At 67.8% G+C, this 20636-nt stretch carries 19 protein-coding genes; 12 read left to right on the top strand and 7 right to left on the bottom strand.

Translation table 11 applies throughout. The features are described from left to right. Positions 1-1495: FAD-binding protein (locus WBL05_RS01515; RefSeq protein ID WP_424223289.1), on the bottom strand; the 1495-nt coding region annotated here is incomplete at its 3' end. Between the two features lie 8 nt (positions 1496-1503). Continuing rightward, complete coding sequence (locus WBL05_RS01510) at positions 1504-2289, bottom strand: 3-ketoacyl-ACP reductase (protein ID WP_424223287.1); 786 nt, start codon at positions 2287-2289, stop codon at positions 1504-1506. Between the two features lie 261 nt (positions 2290-2550). On the opposite strand from WBL05_RS01510, the gene eda reads away from it, so the two are divergent. The 4 genes from eda (at position 2551) to WBL05_RS01490 (ending at position 7009) form a co-directional block, all read left to right on the top strand. Beyond that, entirely contained in the window at positions 2551-3195 is a 645-nt protein-coding gene (gene eda / locus WBL05_RS01505) for a bifunctional 4-hydroxy-2-oxoglutarate aldolase/2-dehydro-3-deoxy-phosphogluconate aldolase (protein ID WP_424223285.1), read from the top strand. Then, positions 3195-4301 carry a sugar kinase gene (locus tag WBL05_RS01500; protein WP_424223284.1) on the top strand — a complete coding sequence of 369 codons (1107 nt, stop codon included), beginning with the start codon at positions 3195-3197 and terminating at the stop codon, positions 4299-4301. Before eda ends, WBL05_RS01500 begins: the two co-directional genes overlap by 1 nt. 99 nt (positions 4302-4400) lie before the next feature. After that, on the top strand, positions 4401-4721 hold the full coding sequence (locus WBL05_RS01495) for a putative quinol monooxygenase (protein WP_424223282.1): 321 nt from the start codon (positions 4401-4403) through the stop codon (positions 4719-4721). Between the two features lie 68 nt (positions 4722-4789). Further along, positions 4790-7009 carry a heavy metal translocating P-type ATPase gene (locus WBL05_RS01490; RefSeq protein WP_424223280.1) on the top strand — a complete coding sequence of 740 codons (2220 nt, stop codon included), beginning with the start codon at positions 4790-4792 and terminating at the stop codon, positions 7007-7009. A gap of 13 nt (positions 7010-7022) precedes the next feature. Here WBL05_RS01490 and WBL05_RS01485 read toward each other — a convergent pair whose 3' ends face one another. Continuing rightward, positions 7023-7232, bottom strand: a complete 210-nt coding sequence (locus tag WBL05_RS01485; RefSeq protein WP_424223278.1) for a helix-turn-helix domain-containing protein — start codon at positions 7230-7232, stop codon at positions 7023-7025. Then, complete coding sequence (locus WBL05_RS01480; RefSeq protein ID WP_424223276.1) at positions 7232-7717, bottom strand: DUF2975 domain-containing protein; 486 nt, start codon at positions 7715-7717, stop codon at positions 7232-7234. The genes WBL05_RS01485 and WBL05_RS01480 overlap by 1 nt, the downstream gene beginning before the upstream one ends. A gap of 238 nt (positions 7718-7955) precedes the next feature. Between WBL05_RS01480 and WBL05_RS01475 the strand changes: the two genes are divergently transcribed. Genes WBL05_RS01475 through WBL05_RS01465 form a run of 3 tightly spaced genes read left to right on the top strand, consistent with a single transcriptional unit; the run spans position 7956 to position 11127 of the window. Continuing rightward, positions 7956-9506: an acyl CoA:acetate/3-ketoacid CoA transferase gene (locus tag WBL05_RS01475; protein WP_424223275.1), complete on the top strand. Its 1551-nt coding sequence runs from the start codon at positions 7956-7958 to the stop codon at positions 9504-9506. A gap of 42 nt (positions 9507-9548) precedes the next feature. Continuing rightward, positions 9549-10355 carry an enoyl-CoA hydratase/isomerase family protein gene (locus WBL05_RS01470; RefSeq protein ID WP_424223273.1) on the top strand — a complete coding sequence of 269 codons (807 nt, stop codon included), beginning with the start codon at positions 9549-9551 and terminating at the stop codon, positions 10353-10355. A gap of 4 nt (positions 10356-10359) precedes the next feature. Next, entirely contained in the window at positions 10360-11127 is a 768-nt protein-coding gene (locus tag WBL05_RS01465; RefSeq protein WP_424223271.1) for a 3-ketoacyl-ACP reductase, read from the top strand. Between the two features lie 31 nt (positions 11128-11158). Here the strand turns inward: WBL05_RS01465 and WBL05_RS01460 are convergent, their stop codons facing one another. After that, positions 11159-12514, bottom strand: a complete 1356-nt coding sequence (locus tag WBL05_RS01460) for a DUF222 domain-containing protein (protein WP_424223269.1) — start codon at positions 12512-12514, stop codon at positions 11159-11161. A 119-nt stretch (positions 12515-12633) separates the two neighbouring features. Here WBL05_RS01460 and WBL05_RS01455 point away from each other — a divergent pair, with 119 nt between their 5' ends. Next, the gene (locus tag WBL05_RS01455; RefSeq protein WP_424223267.1) at positions 12634-13275 is read left to right on the top strand and encodes a hypothetical protein; all 642 of its coding nucleotides are present in this window, start codon (positions 12634-12636) and stop codon (positions 13273-13275) included. A gap of 92 nt (positions 13276-13367) precedes the next feature. Here the strand turns inward: WBL05_RS01455 and WBL05_RS01450 are convergent, their stop codons facing one another. Beyond that, entirely contained in the window at positions 13368-14399 is a 1032-nt protein-coding gene (locus tag WBL05_RS01450) for an LLM class flavin-dependent oxidoreductase (RefSeq protein WP_424223266.1), read from the bottom strand. Between the two features lie 112 nt (positions 14400-14511). Here WBL05_RS01450 and WBL05_RS01445 point away from each other — a divergent pair, with 112 nt between their 5' ends. Both WBL05_RS01445 and WBL05_RS01440 read left to right on the top strand, forming a co-directional pair. Continuing rightward, on the top strand, positions 14512-15456 hold the full coding sequence (locus WBL05_RS01445; protein ID WP_424223265.1) for a pirin family protein: 945 nt from the start codon (positions 14512-14514) through the stop codon (positions 15454-15456). A gap of 280 nt (positions 15457-15736) precedes the next feature. Next, complete coding sequence (locus tag WBL05_RS01440) at positions 15737-16414, top strand: LuxR C-terminal-related transcriptional regulator (RefSeq protein WP_424223264.1); 678 nt, start codon at positions 15737-15739, stop codon at positions 16412-16414. Here the strand turns inward: WBL05_RS01440 and WBL05_RS01435 are convergent. After that, positions 16411-18438 (bottom strand): AMP-binding protein, encoded by a 2028-nt coding sequence (locus WBL05_RS01435; protein WP_424223262.1) that lies wholly within the window; start codon positions 18436-18438, stop codon positions 16411-16413. The two genes, WBL05_RS01440 and WBL05_RS01435, sit on opposite strands and share 4 nt — an antisense overlap. A 102-nt stretch (positions 18439-18540) precedes the next feature. On the opposite strand from WBL05_RS01435, the gene WBL05_RS01430 reads away from it, so the two are divergent. Both WBL05_RS01430 and WBL05_RS01425 read left to right on the top strand, forming a co-directional pair. Next, positions 18541-19056 carry a 2'-5' RNA ligase family protein gene (locus WBL05_RS01430; protein WP_424223261.1) on the top strand — a complete coding sequence of 172 codons (516 nt, stop codon included), beginning with the start codon at positions 18541-18543 and terminating at the stop codon, positions 19054-19056. A 131-nt stretch (positions 19057-19187) separates the two neighbouring features. Next, complete coding sequence (locus WBL05_RS01425) at positions 19188-20516, top strand: MFS transporter (protein ID WP_424223259.1); 1329 nt, start codon at positions 19188-19190, stop codon at positions 20514-20516. The last annotated feature ends 120 nt before the right edge of the window (positions 20517-20636 follow it).

Genomic DNA, 20636 nt, shown 5'->3' with positions numbered 1-20636 from the left:
CAAGGGCGGATCGGACCGGGCCGCTGGCGGCGGTGGTGAAGACCTGCTCGTCGGGCGGTGCCTGCGGTGCGCGGTGGGCGATCCACTCGGCGACGCGGGTGGCGCCGACCTGGCCGGAGTTGAGGGCCGCACCGCCCGGGCGGTAGATCCCGTGCGCGCCGGCTGCCTCTCCCACCGGATAAAGCCCTGACAGCGGCGAACGCCACCAGGCGTCCACCTCCAGGCCGCCGTTGTTGTGCTGGGCGCAGACCGCGATCTCCAGCGGGTCGGTGGCCAGGTCGACGCGGGGGCCGCGTTCGAGGTAGAAGTTGTAGGCGGCCTGGTTGAGCCGCTTCAGCCGTTCGACGGGGGGCGCGTCGGCCGGGACGTCGGCGACCCCGGTGCGGCGCAGGTAATCGCGCGCCTCGGTGCTCAGCCGGTCGACGTCGAAGACTCCACCGCCAGGGTTGGTGCGGAAGTCGAGCCAGACCCGCCGGCCGCGCAGCACCGTCTCGCGGTACACCAGCAGGTCGATCAGGGACGAACCGTCGGCCGCCTTGCGGGCGTCGAACGGCCACTGGTAGCCCTTGAGGAAGACCAGCGAGCCTTGCACGCCGAGGTCGTCGATCGCCTCGGACAGGAACTCGCGTTCATCGCCGCCGTCGGCGTCGGTGCTGATGAACCGCGGCACCACCTGCATGTAGCTGCCGGACACGTTCCAGCGCGGGGCGATGGACGCCATCCCGAACTGCCACTCGGTGAGGTTCTTGCCCGGCGCCCCGGCCCGCAACGCCGCGCCGGTGGCGCCCCACTGGCCGTGCGGGTAGACCGAGTCGGCGTAGATGCCGGCCGGCCCGCCGGTGGCGTAGACCACGTTGGACGCCCGGATCAGCAGGAACCTGGCGGCTGGTTCGGTCTCGGCCTGCTCGGCGGCCTGGGTGGTCTTGTTCATCGCCAGCAGACCGACCACCCGGGGCTGCTCGCCGGTGCGGTCGACCACCAGGTCGATGACCCGGCAACCCTCCATGGTCGGCACCCCGGCCGCCTTCACCCGGGCCTCCAGGTGCTCGGTCATCGACTTCGAGGTGTACGGGCCGATCGAGGTTGCCCGCTCGCGGGGGTCGTGGTCGGTCTTGTAGCCGATGAACTGGCCGAACCGGTCGGTTGGGAACGGCACCCCGGCGTCCACCAGGTGCGCGAACGCACGGGCCGAGTTGGCCGCCTCCGCCAGGGCATTGTCGCCGTCCATCGCGCCACCGGCGAACAGGGTCGCAGCCAGGTCGGCGACGGAGTCGGGAGCGTCGCCGCCGAGGCTCAGCTTGTAATAGGTCTGCTTGTCGGAGCCAGCGTTGCGGGAGGCGCCGGCCCGGATCTTGTCGGCGATCATGATCAGGTCGGTGTGTCCGGCCATCACCAGCCGGTCGGCGGCGCAGTAGCCGGCCGAACCGGTACCCACCACCACGGTGGTGGTGGCGATCGTGGGAACCTGGTGGCCGTCGATCGGGGTGCTGGTCATTGGAGTCCTCACAGTTGCGGCAGGTGCATGCCGCCGTCGACATGGATGATGTCCCCGGTGGAGTACGGCATGTTGCCGCTGACCATGGCGAACACGGCGCCGCCGACGTCGGAGGGTTGGCCCCAGCGCGGCACCGGCGTCAGCCCCTCGCTGATGGCAGCGGTGTACTTCTCGGCGTTGGCGGCGGTCATGTCGGTCAGGATCATGCCCGGTCGCACCTCGTAGACCAGGATGCCCTCGGGTGCCAGCCGCACCGCCCACAGCTTGCTGGCCATGGTGCCGCCGGCCTTGGAGATGCAGTACTCGCCACGGTTGGTGGAGACCACGTCGGCCGAGATCGAGGTCACGTTGACGATGGTGCCGACCACGCCGTCGGTCTGGGGGTCGTAGTCACCACGCAGTTCGATCATCCGGTTGGCGACCAGCTGGGTGAGGAAGTACGGGCCACGCAGGTTGATGTCGAGGACCCGGTCGAAGCTGTCCGGGGTGGCGACCAGGATGTCGAGCCGCTCGGTCGGGGCGACGCCGGCGTTGTTGACCAGCGCGTCCACGCGTCCCCAGGCATCAACGGTCTCGGCAAGGAACCGCTGGTCGTCGTCGAGGTCAGCGACGCTGCCCCGGGTGTAACGGACCTTGCCGAGCGCAGAAAGTTCGTCGAGCAGGTTCTGGTCGGCGGGACGGGTGGCCATGATCGAGACGGCCCAGCCCTCCTTGAGGAGCCGTTCGGTGATGCCGCGGCCGATACCGCGGTTGCCGCCGGTGACCATGGCGACGGGCTGATCGAGTCGGGTCATCGTTCCTCTTTCGAGTCTGTGGGGTGGTGGTCGGTTGTGGTGTTCAACGGGTACCCGTGCTGGGGGGTGCCCGGTCCGGTCGCCTCGCGGACGCCGGGCTGGGCGCCTGCTCGGGCCGGTGGAGGAGCTTGGAAAGCGCTTACCGAACTCTAGAGGATTGCCCCGGGGGCGGCAAGCCGACCGCGGATCTGCTAGGCTACGTTTCAACACCCGATCTTAGCGTTTCGTACAGAGAAACTGCGACATCCTTGAGGAGTCCAGATGAGCGTCACACTCGACGACATCACTCGTTATCGAATCATTCCCGTCGTGGTGCTCAACGACGCCGCCAAGGCGTCCGGGCTCGGCGACGCGCTGGTCGCCGGTGGCCTCCCGATCGCCGAGGTGACCTTCCGCACCGCGGCGGCGGCTGAATCAATCCGGACGCTGGCCAAGCGCGACGACCTGACAGTCGGCGCCGGCACGGTGCGCTCGGTCGCCCAGGTCGAGCAGGCGGTGGACGCCGGAGCCAAGTTCGTCGTCAGCCCCGGGCTGAGCGCCGACATCGTGCAGCGCGCCCAGCAACTGGGCGTGCCGGTACTGCCGGGGGCGGTCACCCCGACCGAGATCATGCGTGCCCAGGAACTCGGCCTGCACACGGTCAAGTTCTTCCCGGCCAATGTCTACGGCGGTGCCGCCGCCATCAAGTCGCTGTGGGGACCCTTCGGGGACATGAAGTTCATCCCGACCGGTGGCGTGAACGCCGCCAACCTGGGCGAGTTTCTCGCCCTGCCGTGTATCCCGGCGATCGGCGGCTCCTGGATGGTGCCGGCGAAGGCCATCGACCAGGGTGACTTCATCAAGGTGGAAGGCCTGGCCCGAGAGGCGATCGAACTGGTCGCCGAACTGACTGGAGGAAACTACTGATGGCTGTTGACCTTGGAATCAAGAGCGCCGAAGACTGCTACTGGGACGCCCTCAGCCTCGGCGAGATCATGCTTCGCCTCGATCCCGGCGAAGGACGCATCCGCACCACCCGACACTTCACGGTCTGGGAGGGCGGCGGGGAATACAACGTCGTCCGCGGCCTGCGCAAGGTGTTCGGGCTGCGCACCGGCGTCCTCACCGCACTGGTCGACAACGAGGTCGGACGCCTGGTGGAGGACTTCATCATGCAGGGTGGCGTCGACACCTCGCTGATCAACTGGGTCGCCAACGACGGCGTGGGACGCACCGCGCGCAATGGCCTCAACTTCGTCGAGCGGGGCTACGGCGTCCGGGGTTCGGTCGGCGCCTCCGACCGCGGCAACACCGCGATCAGTCACGCCAAGGCGTCGGACTGGGATCTGAATGAGATCTTCAACAACAGGGGGGCGCGCTGGCTGCACACCGGCGGCATCTACGCCGCGCTGTCCGAGACCAGCGCCCAGACCGTGATCGACATCTGCAAGGCGGCCAAGGACGCCGGCACGCTGATCAGCTACGACCTCAACTACCGGCCCAGCCTGTGGAAGTCCATCGGCGGCCAGGCCAAGGCGCAGGAGGTCAACAAGGCGGTGGCGCCGTACATCGACGTGATGATCGGCAACGAGGAGGACTTCACCGCCGCGCTCGGCTTCGAGATCGAGGGGGTCGACGAGAACCTGACCGTCCTGCCGCTCGACAGCTTCAAGGGCATGGTGGAGCGGGTGGCCGAGGCCTACCCGAACCTGCAGGTCATCGGCACCACCATGCGCGGTGTCAAGTCGGCAACCATCAATGACTGGTCGGCGATCGCCTGGTCGAAGCAGGACGGCGTGGTGAAGGCCGCGCAGCGCGACGACCTGATGATCTTCGACCGGGTCGGCGGCGGCGACTCGTTCGCGTCCGGCCTGATCTACGGTCTGATGACCGGTGAGGGCCTGGAGACCGCGGTCAACTACGGCGCCGCCCACGGCGCGCTGGCGATGACCACCCCGGGCGACACCTCGATGGCCACCGCGGCGGAGGTCAAGAAGCTGGCCGGGGGCGGATCGGCCCGCGTCGACCGCTGACCGTCCGATCCGGCTTTCGGCAAGGCAGCGGCGTCCCATCCACACCGATGGGGCGCCGTTCTGCTGTCCCACGGCGGCAGTTCGGGAAGACTTGTGGCCATGCACCTGATCGTCGTGAAATTCCAGACCAAACCAGAGTGGACCGATCGTTGGCTCGACCTGGTCGCCGACTTCACTGCAGCCACCCGGGCCGAACCGGGGAACCTGTGGTACGAGTGGAACCGCAGCGTCGACGAACCGAACGTCTTCACCCTGGTCGAGGCGTTCACCGAGGAAGGGGCGGCGCCGCACGCCAACAGTGCCCACTTCGCCAAGGCGATGGACGACATGCGGCCTGCGCTTGCCGGCACCCCGAAGATCATCAGCCGGGTGGTCGAGGGCAGCGGTTGGGACGAGATGGGCGAACTCAGGATCGAGTGAACTGACCAGCCGCGAGTGCGGTTGGGGGTCGGGTTTGGGGATATACCCCCTGGGGGTATGGTGGAGCAATGAGTCACGACCACCACCAGCCGCTCGACGATGCTCCGACCCAGCACTCGCACCACGCTGCGACAGGTCCGCACGCGCACCCCGGACGTGGCGACCTCGCCGGCCACCCAGCCGGCCATGGCGTCCATGCCGACCATGAGGGTGACCACGCGCACGCTGAGCACGCCGACCATGGCGTCCTGGCCGGCCATGATGGTCACGACGCGCACGCTGGCCATGGCGGCCACGACCACTCCGGCCACGTAGAGCAGTTCCGGCGACTGTTCTGGATCATGCTGGTGCTGGCGATACCGGTCGTCGGGCTCAACGAGATGTTCGCCGGCCTGCTCGGCTACCCGCTCCCGGACGCCGCCTGGGTGCCCTGGGTCTCGCCACTGCTCGGCACCGTCATGTACTTCTGGGGCGGCCAGCCGTTCCTGACCGGGGCCCGCGACGAGATCCGGCAGCGCAAGCCCGGGATGATGCTGCTGATCGCGCTGGCGATCACCGTGGCCTTCATAGCGTCCTGGGGTGCGAGCCTCGGCGTGGTTTCGCACGAGCTGAACTTCTGGTGGGAACTCGCGCTGCTGGTGGTCATCATGCTGCTCGGCCACTGGATCGAGATGCGCTCCCTGGCCCGAACCACCTCCGCGCTCGACTCGTTGGCCGCGCTGCTGCCAGATCAGGCCGAACGCATTGAGGGTGACCAGATCGTCAAGGTGACGCCGGCCGAACTGCGGGTCGGCGACGTGGTGATCGTCCGGCCCGGCGCCGCCATCCCCGCCGACGGCCGGATCATCGCCGGTGCGGCAAGCCTGGACGAGTCGATGGTGACCGGGGAGTCCCGCGCCGTCCGCCGTCAGCCGGGTGACCACGTGGTGGCCGGCACGGTTGCCACCGACTCCGGCATCCGCGTGGAGGTCACTGCGATCGGCGACGACACCAAGCTGGCGGGAATCCAGCGACTGGTTGCCGACGCCCAGGCCTCGTCGTCCCGCGCCCAACGGCTGGCCGACCGGGCGGCCGGCTGGTTGTTCTGGTTCGCCCTCGGTGCCGCGGCGATCACCGCGCTGGTCTGGGCGTGGGTCGGCAGCCCCGACCAGGCCATCGTCCGCGCCATCACCGTGCTGGTGATCGCCTGTCCGCATGCGTTGGGCCTGGCCATTCCGCTGGTAGTGAGCATCGCGACCGAACGGGCGGCCAGGGGTGGCGTCCTGGTCTCCGACCGGCTGGCGCTGGAGTCGATGCGCACCGTGGACACCGTGCTGTTCGACAAGACCGGCACCCTCACCAAAGGTGAGCCCGCGGTCACCGGGATGCAGTCCAGCGCCGGGCTCGGCGACGACCGGGTGCTCGCGCTCGCTGCTGCGGCGGAATCGTTCTCCGAACACCCATTGGCCAAGGCCATCGTCGGCGCCGCCCGCTCCCGAGGCCTTGACGTACCCGCCGCGACAGGTTTCTCGTCCGAGCCCGCAGTGGGGGTCAAGGCGACCGTCGGTGGCAGCGAGGTCGAAGTCGGCGGGCCGTACCTGCTGGAACGAAGCCGGCTGGGGTCGCTGCCGGGCACCGAGGCCTGGGACGCCGAAGGTGCCACCGTGCTGCACGTGGTGGTGGACGGCCGGCTGGCGGGGGCGCTGAAGGTCGCCGACGAGATCCGACCGGAATCCCGGGAAGCCGTGGACGCGCTGCACCGACTCGGCGTGCAGGTGGTCATGATCACCGGGGACGCCCAGCCGGTCGCGGAGGCGGTGGCCGCCGAACTCGGCATCGACCGGGTCTTCGCCGGCGTGCGTCCGGAGGACAAGGCCGCCAAGGTCGCCGAACTGCAAACTGAGGGGCGGCGGGTCGCGATGGTGGGGGACGGCGTGAACGATGCACCGGCCCTCGCCCAGGCAGACGTCGGCATCGCGATCGGTGCGGGCACCGACGTGGCGATCGCCTCGGCGGGAGTAATCCTGGCGTCGTCCGACCCGCGGTCGGTACTGTCGGTGATCCAGTTGTCGCGGGCCAGCTACCGCAAGATGCGGCAGAACCTGTGGTGGGCGGCCGGCTACAACCTGCTGGCGATACCGCTGGCCGCTGGCGTGCTGGCTCCGATCGGCTTCGTGCTGCCGATGAGCGTTGGCGCCCTGCTGATGTCGGCGTCCACCGTCGTGGTCGCTCTCAACGCGCAGTTGCTGCGGCGGCTCGACCTGGCACCGCAGGCGAGCACCCGGGCCGTCCTGGAGCAGGCGGCGTAGCGGGCGGCGCTCGTCAGGGCTCAGGTTCCCACCGGAGCAGGTCGCCGGGCTGGCAGTCCAGCGCCTGGCACAAGCCTTCCAGTGTTGAGAAGCGGACCGCCTTCGCCCGACCGTTCTTGAGCACCGCCAGGTTCGCTGGTGTGATCCCAACCTGCTCGGCGAGCGCGCCAACCGTCATCTTCCGCCTGGCCAGCATGACATCGATATCGACGACGATCGGCATCAGATCACCTCGTCGAGTTCGGCCTTGAGTTGCCGCGCCTCGGCGTCCCGGTCGACCGCCTGGGCGAGCAGCGCTCGCATCACGACTATCAACAGCGCCATCCCCGCCGCCAGCAACGCTGCGCCACCCACCAGCAGGACCACCCCGGGCGCGACTGATGTCGGCGCCAGGACGCCTCCCAGGCCGAAGGTCAGCAGGGACGCCGCAGCGATCGCGCCGATGATGACATCCACGTAACGGAAGGCCGCCTCGGAGAAGACAGTCGAGCGGCGCACCATGGTCAGCAACTGCCAGATGCACACCATGGTCACCTGAACTGCCACGACGGCAAGGATGATGATCGTCAGGAGTGCTGTTCGGAACCAGTCCGGCGCCCCAACCAAGTCGTCTGCCATCAGCGGCACCATGAAGACCTGCACGAATAGCGAGCCCAGCATCGCCAGGACCAGAACTGTCCGCAGCGCAGTAATCGTCCAGCGGGCCATCTCTCCTCCTCTATCGAGGCAGGATGGAAATCTACCGACATTCGATAGGTCAGGGCAACTGCGAGCGTCCATATTGAGGTGACCGGGCTGGCTGTGGAGATGTGCAGTCCTGATGCTCCGGCGTGTCCGGCGTGGCAACACGGCAACCCGGCGAGACATGCCGGGCGGTTGACGGTAGCATGAAAGCGCTTTCCGGCTGAACGTCGAGATCAACCAAGAAATAGCAAAGGAAGTACGCATGGTGCAGTTCATGAGCGGCCCCGAGGCCGCCGAACTGATCCAGGATGGCGACACCATCGCGATGCTCGGCAACGGCGGCATGACGGTCGAGCCCCGATTGGTCTACCGCTGCATTGGTGAGCGATTCTCCGCTACCGGCGCGCCGCGTGATCTCACCCTGATCCATTCCGCCGGCATCGGTGACCGCGGCGAGGAAGGGTTGAGCCGCTTCGCGCAGGACGGCATGACCAGGCGTGTGATAGGCGGCCACTGGGCATGGTCGCCCAAGATGCAGACGATGGCCAACGAGGGACGCATCGAGGCGTACAACCTGCCGCAGGGCGTGATCTGCCAGCAGTACCGCGAGATTGCGGCCAAGCGTCCGGGCCTGATCACCCGCACCGGACTGGGCACGTTCGTCGATCCGCGAATTGACGGAGGCAAGCTGAACTCGGCAACCACCGAGGACCTGGTCGACCTGATCGAGATTGCCGGCCAGACCTACCTGCACTTCAGGCCGTGGCAGATCGATGTCGGCATCATCAAGGGCAGCACCGCCGACCTGGATGGCAACATCTCGATGGCCGACGAGGTCGCATTCCTGGAGGCGCAGGCCATTGCGATGGCGGCGCACAATTGCGGCGGGCTGGTGATCGCGCAGGTTCGCAACGTGGTTGAGACCGGCACGTTGCATCCTCAATCGGTCAAGGTCCCGGGCGTGCTGGTGGACGCGGTGGTCGTCGACCCGGAGCAGTGGCAAACCTGCCTGGGGCCGTACGACCCGGCTCTTTGCGGGGCCAGCCGTCGTGCTCAGGGGGCATTCGACGCGATGCCGCTCAACCAGCGCAAGATCATCGCACGGCGGGCCGCCCAAGAACTTCGACCCGGGATGGTGATCAACCTCGGCTTCGGCATCCCGGACGGGGTCGCCTCGGTGGCCAACGAAGAACACCTGATGGACCAGATCACTGCGACGATCGAGCAGGGACTGATCGGTGGCATCCCGGCGCAGGGTGACATCTTCGGCTCCGCCTACAACGCCCGGGCATTCGTCGACGCGCCAAGCCAGTTCGACTTCTACTCCGGGCGTGGTCTTGACCTCACCTGCCTCGGCATGGCACAGGTCGACCAGCACGGCAACGTAAACGTCAGCCGGTTCGGGCCCACGATCGCCGGCTGCGGCGGCTTCATCGACATCAGCCAATCCGCCGAGGTGGCCATCTTCTGTGGCACGTTCACCGCGGGCGGCCTGCAGACCGAGGTGGTGGACGGTGAACTCGCCATCCTTCAGGAGGGCCGTGCTCGAAAGTTCGTCGATCGAGTGCAACACATCACCTTCTCCGGAGGCCAGGCCCGTGCCCAGGGCCAGACCGTCCTCTACGTCACCGAGCGCGCGGTCTTCCGGCTGATTGACGATGGCCTTGAACTGATCGAGGTCGCCCCCGGCATCGACCTGCAGACCCAGGTGCTCGACCAGATGGGATTCCGGCCGGCCATCTGCCCAGGATTGACCACCATGGACGCCCGCATCTTCGCCGATGCACCGATGGGCCTCACCCTTCAGCACTGATGACCCGTCGCCCAACCGATCTGGCAGAACAGGAGCAAACCCATGACCGAGAGGTTCGCCGCCGGTAGCGGCGAAGAAGTCCGGATCGAAACCGAAGACGCTGTGGCGACACTGGTCGTCGACCGTCCCGCGCAACGCAATGCGCTGTCAATCCCGGTCTGCGAGCAGATCAACGACCTGATCTCCGATCTGGAGGCGAACCCGGACATCCGGGTCCTGGTGGTGACTGGCAGCGGACCAAAGTCGTTCATCGCGGGCGCCGACATCAACGAACTGGTGACCTACACCCCAGCCCAGGGCTACCGTCACATCGAGGTCGGTCACAAGCTGTTCACCCGAATCGAGAACCTCGGTATCCCGACCATCGCATCGGTCAACGGTTACTGCTTGGGTGGCGGCCTGGAGATCGCGATGGCCTGTGACATCAGGCTCGCCAGCAACAACGCCAGGTTCGGATTACCCGAGATCAACATCGCCATGGTGCCCGGCTGGGGTGGTACCGAACGACTCCAACGGCTGATCGGCCAGTCCCGGGCGGCTGCGATGATGATCACCGGTGAGATGATCAGCATCGATGAGGCGATCAGCTGCGGTTTGGTCTACCGCCAGTTCGAAACAGTGGCAGCGCTGCGGACCGGCACCGACGAACTGGCCCGGAAGTTGGCCGGCTTCGCACCGGTCTCCATGCGGGCAACCAAGCAGATGCTGCTCACTTCGGCTGGCCTCAGCCCCGACCAGATCCTGCAACGGGACGCCGCCCTGCTCGCCTATCTGGTCAGCACGGCGGACGCCAAGGAGGGCCTGACAGCCTTTCTTGAGAAGCGCACCGCATCGTACAAGGGGGAGTGAGTAGATGGCACGCACCGTTCTGGTCACCGGAGGAGGCCGCGGGATCGGGCTTGGGGTCGTCGGGCAGTTCCTCGACGAGGACTGCAACGTGGCCGTGATCGAGAAGGACCCGGCTGCGGCCGACCCGGCCTTCACCGACCTGGTCTCGGCCACTCCTCGACTGTGGGCAATGTCGGGCGACCTCAACAATCCGGACGACCGGGAATCGTTCCTGTCGGGCGCCCTGGAGCGGTTCGGGCGCATCGACATCCTTGTCAACAACGCAGGGGTCGCGCCACGCGTCCGTCGGGACCTGCTAGAGGTGGACGAGGAATCATGGGACTTCGTCCTCGACACCAACCTGAAGGCCAACTTCTTCCTCACCCAGCGCGTGGCCCAGTTGATGACCGGTCAGGATCCGAAGGACGGGGCCCGTGGCTTCATCATCAATTACGGGTCGCTGAACAGTTACGTGGTTGCCACCGACCGGGTCGAGTACTGCGCGTCCAAGGCGGGCGTCGCCATGCTGACGCAGGTCTTCGCGCGTCGGCTCGCTCCAGAGCAGATCTACGTCTACGAGGTGCGGCCGGGCGTTATAGAGACCCCGATGACCTCGGTCGTGCACGACAAGTACACCCGGATGATCGAGGAGGAGGACGCCTTCCCGATCGCCCGCTGGGGACAGCCCTCGGACGTCGCCCTGGCGATCTCAGCGCTGGTCAGCGGCAAGTTCCGCTACTCCACCGGCGAGGTCATCAACGTGGACGGCGGCTTCCACCTGCGCAAGCTCTGAAACGCGGGGCGCGGAACCGTCGGCGTCGAGGTCAGCCGGCGCCGCGAAGTCGGGTCCGTCGATTACCCGGGATGGGTTTGCGTTCCGGGTCGTGCACGGCTGGCGGGATGAGTTCCGGGAACCCCTGCGGATCGATCCGGATCTGCCAGTGGTCCGGCGGTGGACCCTGCCACATCCGGGTTGGCTCAACCAAACCGTGATGGTGCGGGCACAGTAGGGCAAGGTTGTCCAGTGCGGTGGCTCCGCCGCTCCACCACGGGTCGACGTGGTGCGCCTCGCAGCAACTGTCCGGCTTGTCGCAGTTGGGGAAGACGCACCCGCCGTCCCGCAGCGACAGCGCCCGCCGGATCGCCGGGCTCACCAGGCGTTGGATGCGGCCGATGTCGAGTACTTCGGACTGGCTGCCCAACACCGCAGGCATCAGGTCTGCGTCGCAGCACAACCTGCGCAGCTCACCGGCCGAGATGGGTTGTCCGCTGTCGAGGACGCCGGCGGCTTCGGCGCGCTGTCGCAGATCCGCTTCGTCGATGGTGACCACCACCCTGGGCCTATCCCCGGCCACGGTTGGCGTCCGCCGGTGGTTCTCGAGGTCGTCAAGGATGGTCATCAGGGCGTCGGCGCGCCGCTGGCCCGGCGAGCGGATCTCAGTCGCCGGTTCGATCCGGTCCCGCAACCGTCGCCGGTCGGCCTCGGTGTAGGAGTCGATGACCTTCATGAAGCGGGTGGCCTCAAGGTTGGGCAGGCTTCCCGACAGCAGCATGGACCCGTCGCCGTCCAGTCGGAACGACAGGTGCCGGTTGGCGACGGCCCGCTTGCGTTGCGCCTCGAGGCGTTGCAGTTCACACTCCGGGTCGTTCTCGGGGTGGTCCGGCGCGATCTCCGCCAGCACCTGGGTGCGCAGTGCTGCCAACGCCGGGGCGGACTGGTCAGCGGCCTTCGCCAGCATCAGTTGGGTGGCCTGTCCGCGTTGGTCGCCGGTCAGCTCGTCGGGGAGTTCGGAGAGCACCTTGTGGATGCTGCGGGCCTGGGCGACCTCGATGTCTCCGGCGAGCGCGGCGTCCCGGACGGCGGGTTGCGCGATGAGGTCGCGTCCAGCGAAGACGAGCGCTGCGCTCTGCTTTGGCGTGATCTGGCCCGGCCAGGCCAGCCAACTGGTCATCGGAGTGCCCTTGGCCACCACCGAGGAGCCCGCCTGGTCAGCCTCGGCCACCACGACGCTGGCCATGGCCTGGGCCCGGCTGGCGATCTTCATCGCCTTGCGCACCAGGTCGAGGCGCTGGGCATGGCCCAGCCCGGCCTGCTCGGCATGGTCGATGCGGTCGAACACCGCAGCGATCACGTCGAGCGCGGCTCCGGTCGGGTACCGGTCTGGCAACTGGCTGGTCATCAACTCTCCACGTCGTCGGATGCCCATCACTATCGGCGGTCTGCCCGACCCTTGTTCAGTTATCCACAGGCCGCTGTCTGCGGAAGCCCACTCTGGGCACCGCGATCGCCGGCTCGATCATGTCGACCCGGCTGGCGTCCGGCATCGAGGCCAGGCTGACCCCCGAGATCATGGCGCAGCTGCCGGCGTCCGGGTTGAACGTCAACGTCCTCGCTATCGCGCCGGTGCTGGCGATTCTGGCAGCCGCTGCGACGCTGTTCATCAAGCCGCTGCGCGAGACGCTGGGCACGCTGGAGGAGCAGGGCCGCGGGCTGCTGGACTCCACCGCCATGTCGAGCCCGGACATGGGGCGCGTCCTGTCGACGCCGGAGGACTACCACCTGCGCAGCCGGGAACGCATGATGGGTGCCCAGCTGCTGCTGGTCGCCTCACAGGTTGGGGAAGACAACCCGATCCTTCCGGACTCGGTGGCCGAGTTCGGCGGCGGTGACCTGGCGCGCGGCCTGCAGATGTTGCGCTCGGCCGGCACGATGCTGCTCACCGAGGACCCCGACACGATCATGGCAGACGAGGAGTTCGCGGTGGAGTTGTCGAAGCGGGGCCAGCCGCGCCAGATGCTCAGCCGGGAGCTGACCGAGCGGCTCTACCAGGTGTCGTCGCGGTCGCCACCGAACTCGCCGACGCCCGACAAGCCGCACACCCGCACCGTTGACGGTATCGACGGGGCCGGCCTGCAACGTGCGGTGTGGATGCTGAACTGAGCACTGGTTGCCGACATCGTGGCGCGCCGCTGGCCACTGCCGGGGGCCGACGCTGGGGCGGTAACGTCGCCAGAGCCAGGCCCCGACAGCCCCTAGACGAAGTACTCGACCAGCCGGGCAGCCAGCTCTCGGACGGCGTACTCCCGCGCCGGGTAGCGGTCCATCGGGTCGCGGTCGAAGGCGCCCGCGATCGGGTGGATCATCACCTCGTCGACGCTGAACCGGTCGGTGAGCTCGAAGATGCCCTCGGCGACCTGGTGGGGCTCGCCGATCAGCCAGGGTTCGGTGATCGCCTGCCAGGCCTCGTCCGGCATCGGCACCGGGGTCTGCTCGGCCTGCTCGACCGTCATCAACTCCATGGGACGCCCGAGCCGCAGCTGCGCCATCGCATGCTGGTACGGTAGCGCCAGCCGGCGCGCCCGGTCGGCGTCCTCGGCCACCACCACGTTGCAGGTCACGAACGTGCACGGCCGACCCTCACCCTGGAACGACCCCCGGTACAACCGCAGCGCCTCCTCGGTGCCCTGCCCGGAGAAGTGGTGTGCGAACACGTAGGGTAGGCCCAGTTCGCCGGCCAGTCGGGCGGAGTAGTCGGAGGATCCAAGCAGCCACACCGGCGGGACGCTGTTGGGTGCCGGGCTCGCCTTGAGTTCGAAACGGCGTCCGCCGAGGTCGACCCCGATGCCCTCGTTGCCCAGCATGGCGATCACCTGCTGAACCCAGTTGGGGAACTCTGCGAGGGTTTCGTCGGGGCGTCCATTGCGCAGTGCCCAGCTGGTCACCGGATCGGTGCCGGGGGCGCGTCCGATGCCGAGGTCAATGCGCCCCGGGAAGGCCGCCTCCAGCAGGGCGAACTGTTCGGCCACCACCAACGGGGTGTGGTTGGGCAACATCACCCCGCCCGATCCGATCACTATCTGGTCGGTTTCGCAGGCCAGCAGCGCTACCAGCACCGGCGGGTTGGTGGCGGCGACCGACGGGGTGTTGTGGTGCTCGGCGACCCAGTATCGGGTGCACTTCGCCTTGTCAGCCACCTTGGCCAGGCGAACCGACGCTGCCAGCGCCTGCGCGTTGCTCTGGTCGCGGCGCACAGGGATCAGGTCGAGGACGGACAGTTGCACCATGGGACGACAGTACTTTTGCCCTCCGGCCCGCGTCGATTGCCTTGCCTTCCGGTTGCCATGACCGAACCTCTTACCAGGCCCTTGTTCACCGTCGGCGGGCCATACTTGACCGGTGAGCAGAGTAGAGGTCGTCCATCCACGTTTCGTCCCCCTCGGTACCGGCGACAGTTTCCAGGTTGGTCGGGTCCTGCCGCAGCGGGCGTTGAGCCTGATCGGGGGGTGGTGCTTTCTCGACCACTTCGGCCCCGTCGCCGACGCGCTGCGGGTCGCCTGCCACCCGCACACCTGCTTGCAGACCGTCACCTGGTTGTTCGACGGCGCGATCCGGCATCGTGACGCCCTGGGCACCGACATCGTGGTGCGGCCTGGAGAGGTCAACCTGATGACGGCGGGCTGGGGCGTCACCCACACCGAGTACTCCGAGTCCCAGCAGCCGCTGCACGGCGTCCAGCTGTGGACGGCGCTGCCGGCGGCGTCCCGCTTCGTCGACCCGCAGTTCGAGCACTTCGCCACCGAACCGGTCCGGATGTCCGACCACGAGGTCGCCGTCTTCGTCGGGCAGTTCGGAGAGGGTGACTCCCCGGTCAGGGTCTTCTCGCCGATGGTGGGCGCAGAGGTCCGTTTCACAAGCAACGAACCGTTGGTCGTGGACGTGGACGGGCGCTTCGAATTCGGTGTGCTGGCCGACTCCGGCACGGTCTTCTTCGACGATGTGGAGGTCCCGCAGGCCATGCTCGGCTACCGAGCGCCCGGCCACCGGCAGGTCCGGCTGCAGGCGGACGCCAGCCCCGGCCATCTCGTGCGGGCGGTGGTGATCGGCGGCGAGCCGCTGGACGAGGACATCGTGATGTGGTGGAACTTCATCGGACGCAGCCACGAGGAGATCGTCGCCTGGCGGGCCAACTACATGGCAGCCATTGGCGCCGAGCAGGGCGGGGACAACCCGAACAACTTCCCGCTGACCCCGCGCACCAACGACGACCCCGAGATCCCGGCGCCTCCGCTGCCCGGTCTGCGGCTCCGTCCTCGGCACCGTCGACACCCGGTGGCAGGGTAGGCGGCTCGCCGGCGCACCAGGTGCGGCCGCCCAGCGGGTCACCGGCCGGTGGCTTCCCGCTGGGCGGTTGCGCCGTCCGTCCGCTTGTCGTCGGTCAGCTCCGGCGCGCTGGGCACGATGCCACGCAGCAGGGCCGGTGGCTGGGCCAACCAGCTAGGATAGCTGGCGCCGGCCCGGTCCTTCTCCACCCCAAAGGTTGAACCAGCGGCGATCGGGTAATCGCGTCCTTAGCGTCAAGAAGCGGCGTGTGGGCGATGGCTCGCGAAGATGAGGCGATCAGATGAGAACAGATACCAGACCGATCACTGTCGCGGTCGTCAATGACTACGAGCTCGTGGTCGCCGGCGTGAACGAGATACTCAAGCCGTACGCCGACCGCATCAAGGTGATCGAGCTGGACGTCAACACCGCCGTCTCCCAACCCGTCGACATCGTGCTCTTCGACACCTTCGGCTGCTATGACGGCATGGCTGGTGTGGCCGAGAGCGTGGCCCGGCGCTGGTTGCCGGGCCGGATCGTGCTCTACACCTGGGAGCTGAACCCGGCCGCCGAGGCGGTGGCCCGGGCGGCGAAAGTGGATGGCGCGGTGTCCAAGGGGCTGGGCGGGGCCGAGTTGGTCGAGGCGCTTGAGGCTGTGCACAGCGGTGAGGGTTTCGTCTTCCGTGACAACGAGCCCGGGGACGCCGACGACGAGCAGGCCAACGGCAACCTGCGGCACTCCCACGACTGGCCGGGCCGGGCGGCCGGGTTGTCGATGCGCGAGGCCGAGATGATATCGCTCATCTGCCAAGGGCTGTCGAATGCGCAGATCGCCCAGCACGCCTACCTGAGCCCGAATTCGGTCAAGTCCTACATTCGCAGCGCCTACCGCAAGATGGGCGTCTCGACCCGGGCCCAGGCGGTGGCCTGGGGCATCCAGGCCGGCCTGCTACCCGAGGTGGGACGCACCGCGGTCTAGGGGCGAACCGCCTCGCCGCCGACCGGCTCGGCTCGGGGCGGCTGTTCGTGCTGGCGGTCCGGGTCGTGGTCGCCGGTCAGGTTGGTGCTGAAGATCTCCAGCCTGGCCGGCAGGTCGAGCGCTTCGATGCGTGCCCTGAGGTACGGCCCGAGCTCCTCCACCCGCGAGCGCAGGTCGAGGTCGAGGGCTTCGATCCGCTTCCGCAGGTCGGGACGAACCGACTCCCAGCGCTCGCGCAGTTCGGGGCCGATCTGCGTCAGCCACTCCCGGACGTCGGGGGTGGCCTCGTTCAGCCGCTCGCGCAGCTTCGGTGCGGCTTCGCTGAGGCGTTCGGTGAGATCCATTTGCTCAACCCGGGTGCGGACCTCCCGGCGCAGCACCTTGCCCATCTCGTTGCGGGGGAGTTCCTGGATGACGAAGATCCGCCGGGGCACCTTGTAAGCGGCCAGCCGCTGCTTCAACGAGGCCCGCAGTTCGTCCACGTCGGGGCGGCGTCCATCGGCGGTGACCACCGCGGCCACCACCTCCTCGACCCCCAGCTCGTTGGCCAGCCCGACCACGGCGATCTCGGCGATCCCGTCCTGGTCCCGCATGGCCTCCTCCACCTCAGAGGGATAGACGTTGAACCCGCCGGTGACCACCATCTCCTTCAGCCGGTCAACGATCCGCAGGAAGCCCCGTTCATCCGGTACCGCGACGTCGCCGGTCCTGAACCAGCCGTCGACGAACGCGTCCGCGTTGACGTCACTGCCCGGCTGCGCGCGGTAGCCGCCGAAGACCTGCGGCCCTTTGACCTGGATCTCGCCGGGCTGGCCTAACTCGACCTCGGTGTCGGGATGGTCGGGGTCGGTCAGCCGCACCTCGGTGTCGGGGAACGGCACGCCGATCGAGTTGGCTGTGCGGGAGAGGTTGACCGGGTTACCGGTGACGATCGGGGAGCACTCCGAAAGCCCGTAGCCCTCGATCAGCAGCCCGCCGGTGGCCTTCTCCCATTTGTCGATCAGCTCGCCGCGCAACGACATCGCCCCGGAGATGCCGACCCGAATGCCCCGCAACGACACCCCACGCTCGGCCGCCCCGTCGGCTAGCCGGTCGAACAGCGGCGGCACCGCGATCACCATGGTCGGCATCTTGCGCTTGATCGCGTCCAGCATCAGCCCGTTCTCGGGCTTGGGGATCAGGTGCAGCATGGCCCCCACGGTCAGCCCGGCGTTCATCGACAGCGAGCAGCCGAAGACGTGGAACAGCGGCAGGCAGGTCAGGAAGACCTCCTTGCCGGGCTCGAGCGTCGTGACCCACTCCAGGGCCTGGGTGGTGGACGCCAGCAGGTTGGTGTGGGTCAGCGGCACGCCCTTGGGGGTGCCGGTGGTGCCCGAGGTGTACAGCAGCAGTGCGATGTCCGCGGCCTGTGGGCGGTGTTCGAACGGTGCCGGTTCGCCGGGGCGCAGCAGGTCGTCGAAGGCGATGGTGCCGGGGGCCGGCTGCGACAGTTGTGCGCGGCTGGTCCTGGCCTTGTCCAGCGGCAGCTTCAGCAGCAACCGCTTGCTGAGCGGCATCGCAGAGATCAGGTTGATCGAGATGATGGTGGCGGGCCGGATCTCGTCGGGCAGCGCCTGCACGCTGGCCGCGGCGGAGTCCCACACGATGGCGACCTTGGCGTGGTGGTCGCTGAACAGCGGGGTCAGCTCACGCACCGTGTACAGCGGGTTGTGTTCGACCACCGTTGCGCCGCAGGCGAGCACGGCGTAGAAGGCGATCACGTGTTGCGGCGAGGTGGGCATCAGCAAGGCCACATAGTCGCCGGGCCCGACCCCCAGCCGGTGCAGGTGGCCGGCCACGGTCAGCACCTGGCTGCGCAGTTCGGTGTATGAGGTGCGGGCTCCGAAGAAGTCGAACGCGGGCCGGTCCCAGTACCGGCGGGTGAACCGGTCGAAGCCGTCGACCAGCGTCCCGCCGGGATAGTCGAGGTGTCGACGTACTCCAGGATCGTAGGAGGCGAGCCAGAGCTCCTCGAGTTTGTTCATGTCGACCCCTGTGGTGCCGGTAACAACTACAGCGACCCCAAGGTTACGGCACCGTAACAACTGCTGCCACCGCTACCCTTGGGGGCGGGGCATGATTGGCCCATGGCGCTGGCCGTTTGCCTGCTCTTCGATGACGCTGGGGATCGAACGATCCGCCAGTTGTGGCGCCGACTGGAGGCCCGGGGCCTGTCCACCCCCCTTTCGCACACCCATGGCCGGCACCGCCCGCACCTGTCGCTGGCCGTGCTGCGCAGTTGGGAACTGCCTGCGGTGCTGGACGCCCTGGCCCTGCTGCCGGTCGGGGAGCCGGTGCACCTGCAGTTCCAGGGTGTGCTGGCCTTCCCACGGGGCCGGGTGTCGCTGGCCACCGCGGTCGGGGCCGAGCTGTACCGGCGCCAGGAGGCGATCGCCCGGGCGCTGCTGGCAGCGGGGCTGGACCTGCACAAGTACTACCTGCCCGGACGCTGGATCCCGCACGTGTCGGTGGCCACCCGGGGCAGTGCGCAGCAGCTGCCGGAGGTGGCCGTCACCGTGCTGGACGCCATCCCCATCCACGCGAACGCGGTGCAGGCCGCGCTGATCGACAGCAGCACCGGCGAGAGCTGGCCGCTGCGGTAACCGGGACGCTCGGTCAAGCCCGAAGGTCGCGTTGCGGCACGAGACTATTCGCGTCATTCGGGAATTACTGACGGAATCGTATTGCTGAGTTGACGGGAGAAAAGCGCGCTGCCCGATTTCGAGGAGCCCTGATGCGGACGTTCCACCACCTGCTGGTGAACACGGCGCTGGCCAACCTGACCACCAGCATGGTGTGGTTCGGCCTGACGTTCTGGGCGTACCTGGAGACCCGGTCGGTGCTGGTCACGTCGATCCTGGGCGGCGGCTACATGCTGCTGGTCGCCATCATGAGCGTGCCGTTCGGCACGCTGATCGACCGGGTGCGGAAGAAGACCGCGATGGTCGTGGCAACCGCCGCCACCGCCACCTCGTTCGCGTTCGGTTTGGTGATGTTCCTGCTGATCCCCACCGACGTCCTGCTCGATGTGGGCGGGCCTGCCTTCTGGACCTTCATCACGATCCTGCTGATCGGCACCATCGTGGAGTCGATCCGCAACCTTGCGCTGTCAACCTGCGTGACGTTGCTGGTCCCGGCACCAGGCCGGGCCCGGGCGAATGGCCTGGTCGGCATGGTGCAGGGCATCGCGTTCGCATTCAACTCGGTGGTGGCAGGTCTGGCGATCGGCTTCCTCGGCATGGGCTGGGTGCTGGCGGCCGGTGTGGTGCTGGTCGCGGTCAGTTGGCTGCACCTGCTGACGATCCGCATAGATGAACCCGAGGTCGTCCCGGCCGAGGGTGCCCCCACCAAGGTCGACTTCGTCGCGGCGTTCCGGATGGCCCAGGCGATCCCGGGGCTGCTGGCACTGATCTTCTTCGCCACCTTCAACAACCTGCTGGGCGGGGTCTTCATGGGTCTGCTGGACCCGTACGGCCTGGAGTTGGTCTCGGTGCAGGCGTGGGGGCTGCTGTACGCGGTGGTCACCACCGGCTACATTATCGGCGGGGCGGTGATCGCGCGCACCGGGCTGGGCGCCAACCCGGTGCGGACCCTGCTGCTGGCCAACGTGGTGATGTGGACGATCGGTGCCACCTTCACCATCCGCGAGTCCATCGTGCTGCTCGGGGTCGGGATGTTCGCGTACATGGGCATGATCACCTACGCCGAGGCCGCCGAGCAGACCGTGCTGCAGAAGGTGGTGCCGTTCCACCAGCAGGGCCGGGTCTTCGGGTTCGCGGTGGCGCTCGAACTGGGGGCAGCCCCGTTCAGTACCTTCCTGATCGGTCCCATCGCGGAGTTCTGGCTGATCCCCTACATGGGTAGCTCGGCCGGACGCGACACCTTCGGCTCGCTGCTCGGCGAGGGCGTCGCCCGCGGCATCGCGCTGGCCTTCCTGGCGGCCAGCATCGTCGGCCTGGCCATCACGCTGCTGGCGTTCTGGTCACGGCCGTACCGCACGATCTCGCAGACCTACGTCGAGTCCACGATCAACGAATCGCTGGCCGAACGCCGCGGGGCCTAGGAGACTGCTGAAGAAGGCGTGTTTCAGTTTGGGATGAGCGGGACGGGCGGGTCGCCATCACTTTGGCCGTCGGAGCGGCTCTGGTAAGTCACAGCGCGTGGCTGGACACGAGGTCGACCC

Origin of the sequence: Brooklawnia sp., from assembly GCF_049651565.1 — a bacterium.
Classification (GTDB): Bacteria; Actinomycetota; Actinomycetes; order Propionibacteriales; family Propionibacteriaceae; genus Brooklawnia.
This window is presented reverse-complemented; position numbering and strand designations above follow the sequence as displayed.

What these genes read in the sequence shown, in the direction of transcription:
- WBL05_RS01510 (WP_424223287.1), bottom strand. Translation starts at nt 2,289, where the DNA reads ATGACCCGACTCGATCAGCCCGTCGCCATGGTCACCGGCGGCAACCGC.
- eda (WP_424223285.1), top strand. Translation starts at nt 2,551, where the DNA reads ATGAGCGTCACACTCGACGACATCACTCGTTATCGAATCATTCCCGTC.
- WBL05_RS01500 (WP_424223284.1), top strand. Translation starts at nt 3,195, where the DNA reads ATGGCTGTTGACCTTGGAATCAAGAGCGCCGAAGACTGCTACTGGGAC.
- WBL05_RS01495 (WP_424223282.1), top strand. Translation starts at nt 4,401, where the DNA reads ATGCACCTGATCGTCGTGAAATTCCAGACCAAACCAGAGTGGACCGAT.
- WBL05_RS01490 (WP_424223280.1), top strand. Translation starts at nt 4,790, where the DNA reads ATGAGTCACGACCACCACCAGCCGCTCGACGATGCTCCGACCCAGCAC.
- WBL05_RS01485 (WP_424223278.1), bottom strand. Translation starts at nt 7,232, where the DNA reads ATGCCGATCGTCGTCGATATCGATGTCATGCTGGCCAGGCGGAAGATG.
- WBL05_RS01480 (WP_424223276.1), bottom strand. Translation starts at nt 7,717, where the DNA reads ATGGCCCGCTGGACGATTACTGCGCTGCGGACAGTTCTGGTCCTGGCG.
- WBL05_RS01475 (WP_424223275.1), top strand. Translation starts at nt 7,956, where the DNA reads ATGGTGCAGTTCATGAGCGGCCCCGAGGCCGCCGAACTGATCCAGGAT.
- WBL05_RS01470 (WP_424223273.1), top strand. Translation starts at nt 9,549, where the DNA reads ATGACCGAGAGGTTCGCCGCCGGTAGCGGCGAAGAAGTCCGGATCGAA.
- WBL05_RS01465 (WP_424223271.1), top strand. Translation starts at nt 10,360, where the DNA reads ATGGCACGCACCGTTCTGGTCACCGGAGGAGGCCGCGGGATCGGGCTT.
- WBL05_RS01460 (WP_424223269.1), bottom strand. Translation starts at nt 12,514, where the DNA reads ATGACCAGCCAGTTGCCAGACCGGTACCCGACCGGAGCCGCGCTCGAC.
- WBL05_RS01455 (WP_424223267.1), top strand. Translation starts at nt 12,634, where the DNA reads ATGTCGACCCGGCTGGCGTCCGGCATCGAGGCCAGGCTGACCCCCGAG.
- WBL05_RS01450 (WP_424223266.1), bottom strand. Translation starts at nt 14,399, where the DNA reads ATGGTGCAACTGTCCGTCCTCGACCTGATCCCTGTGCGCCGCGACCAG.
- WBL05_RS01440 (WP_424223264.1), top strand. Translation starts at nt 15,737, where the DNA reads ATGAGAACAGATACCAGACCGATCACTGTCGCGGTCGTCAATGACTAC.
- WBL05_RS01435 (WP_424223262.1), bottom strand. Translation starts at nt 18,438, where the DNA reads ATGAACAAACTCGAGGAGCTCTGGCTCGCCTCCTACGATCCTGGAGTA.
- WBL05_RS01430 (WP_424223261.1), top strand. Translation starts at nt 18,541, where the DNA reads ATGGCGCTGGCCGTTTGCCTGCTCTTCGATGACGCTGGGGATCGAACG.
- WBL05_RS01425 (WP_424223259.1), top strand. Translation starts at nt 19,188, where the DNA reads ATGCGGACGTTCCACCACCTGCTGGTGAACACGGCGCTGGCCAACCTG.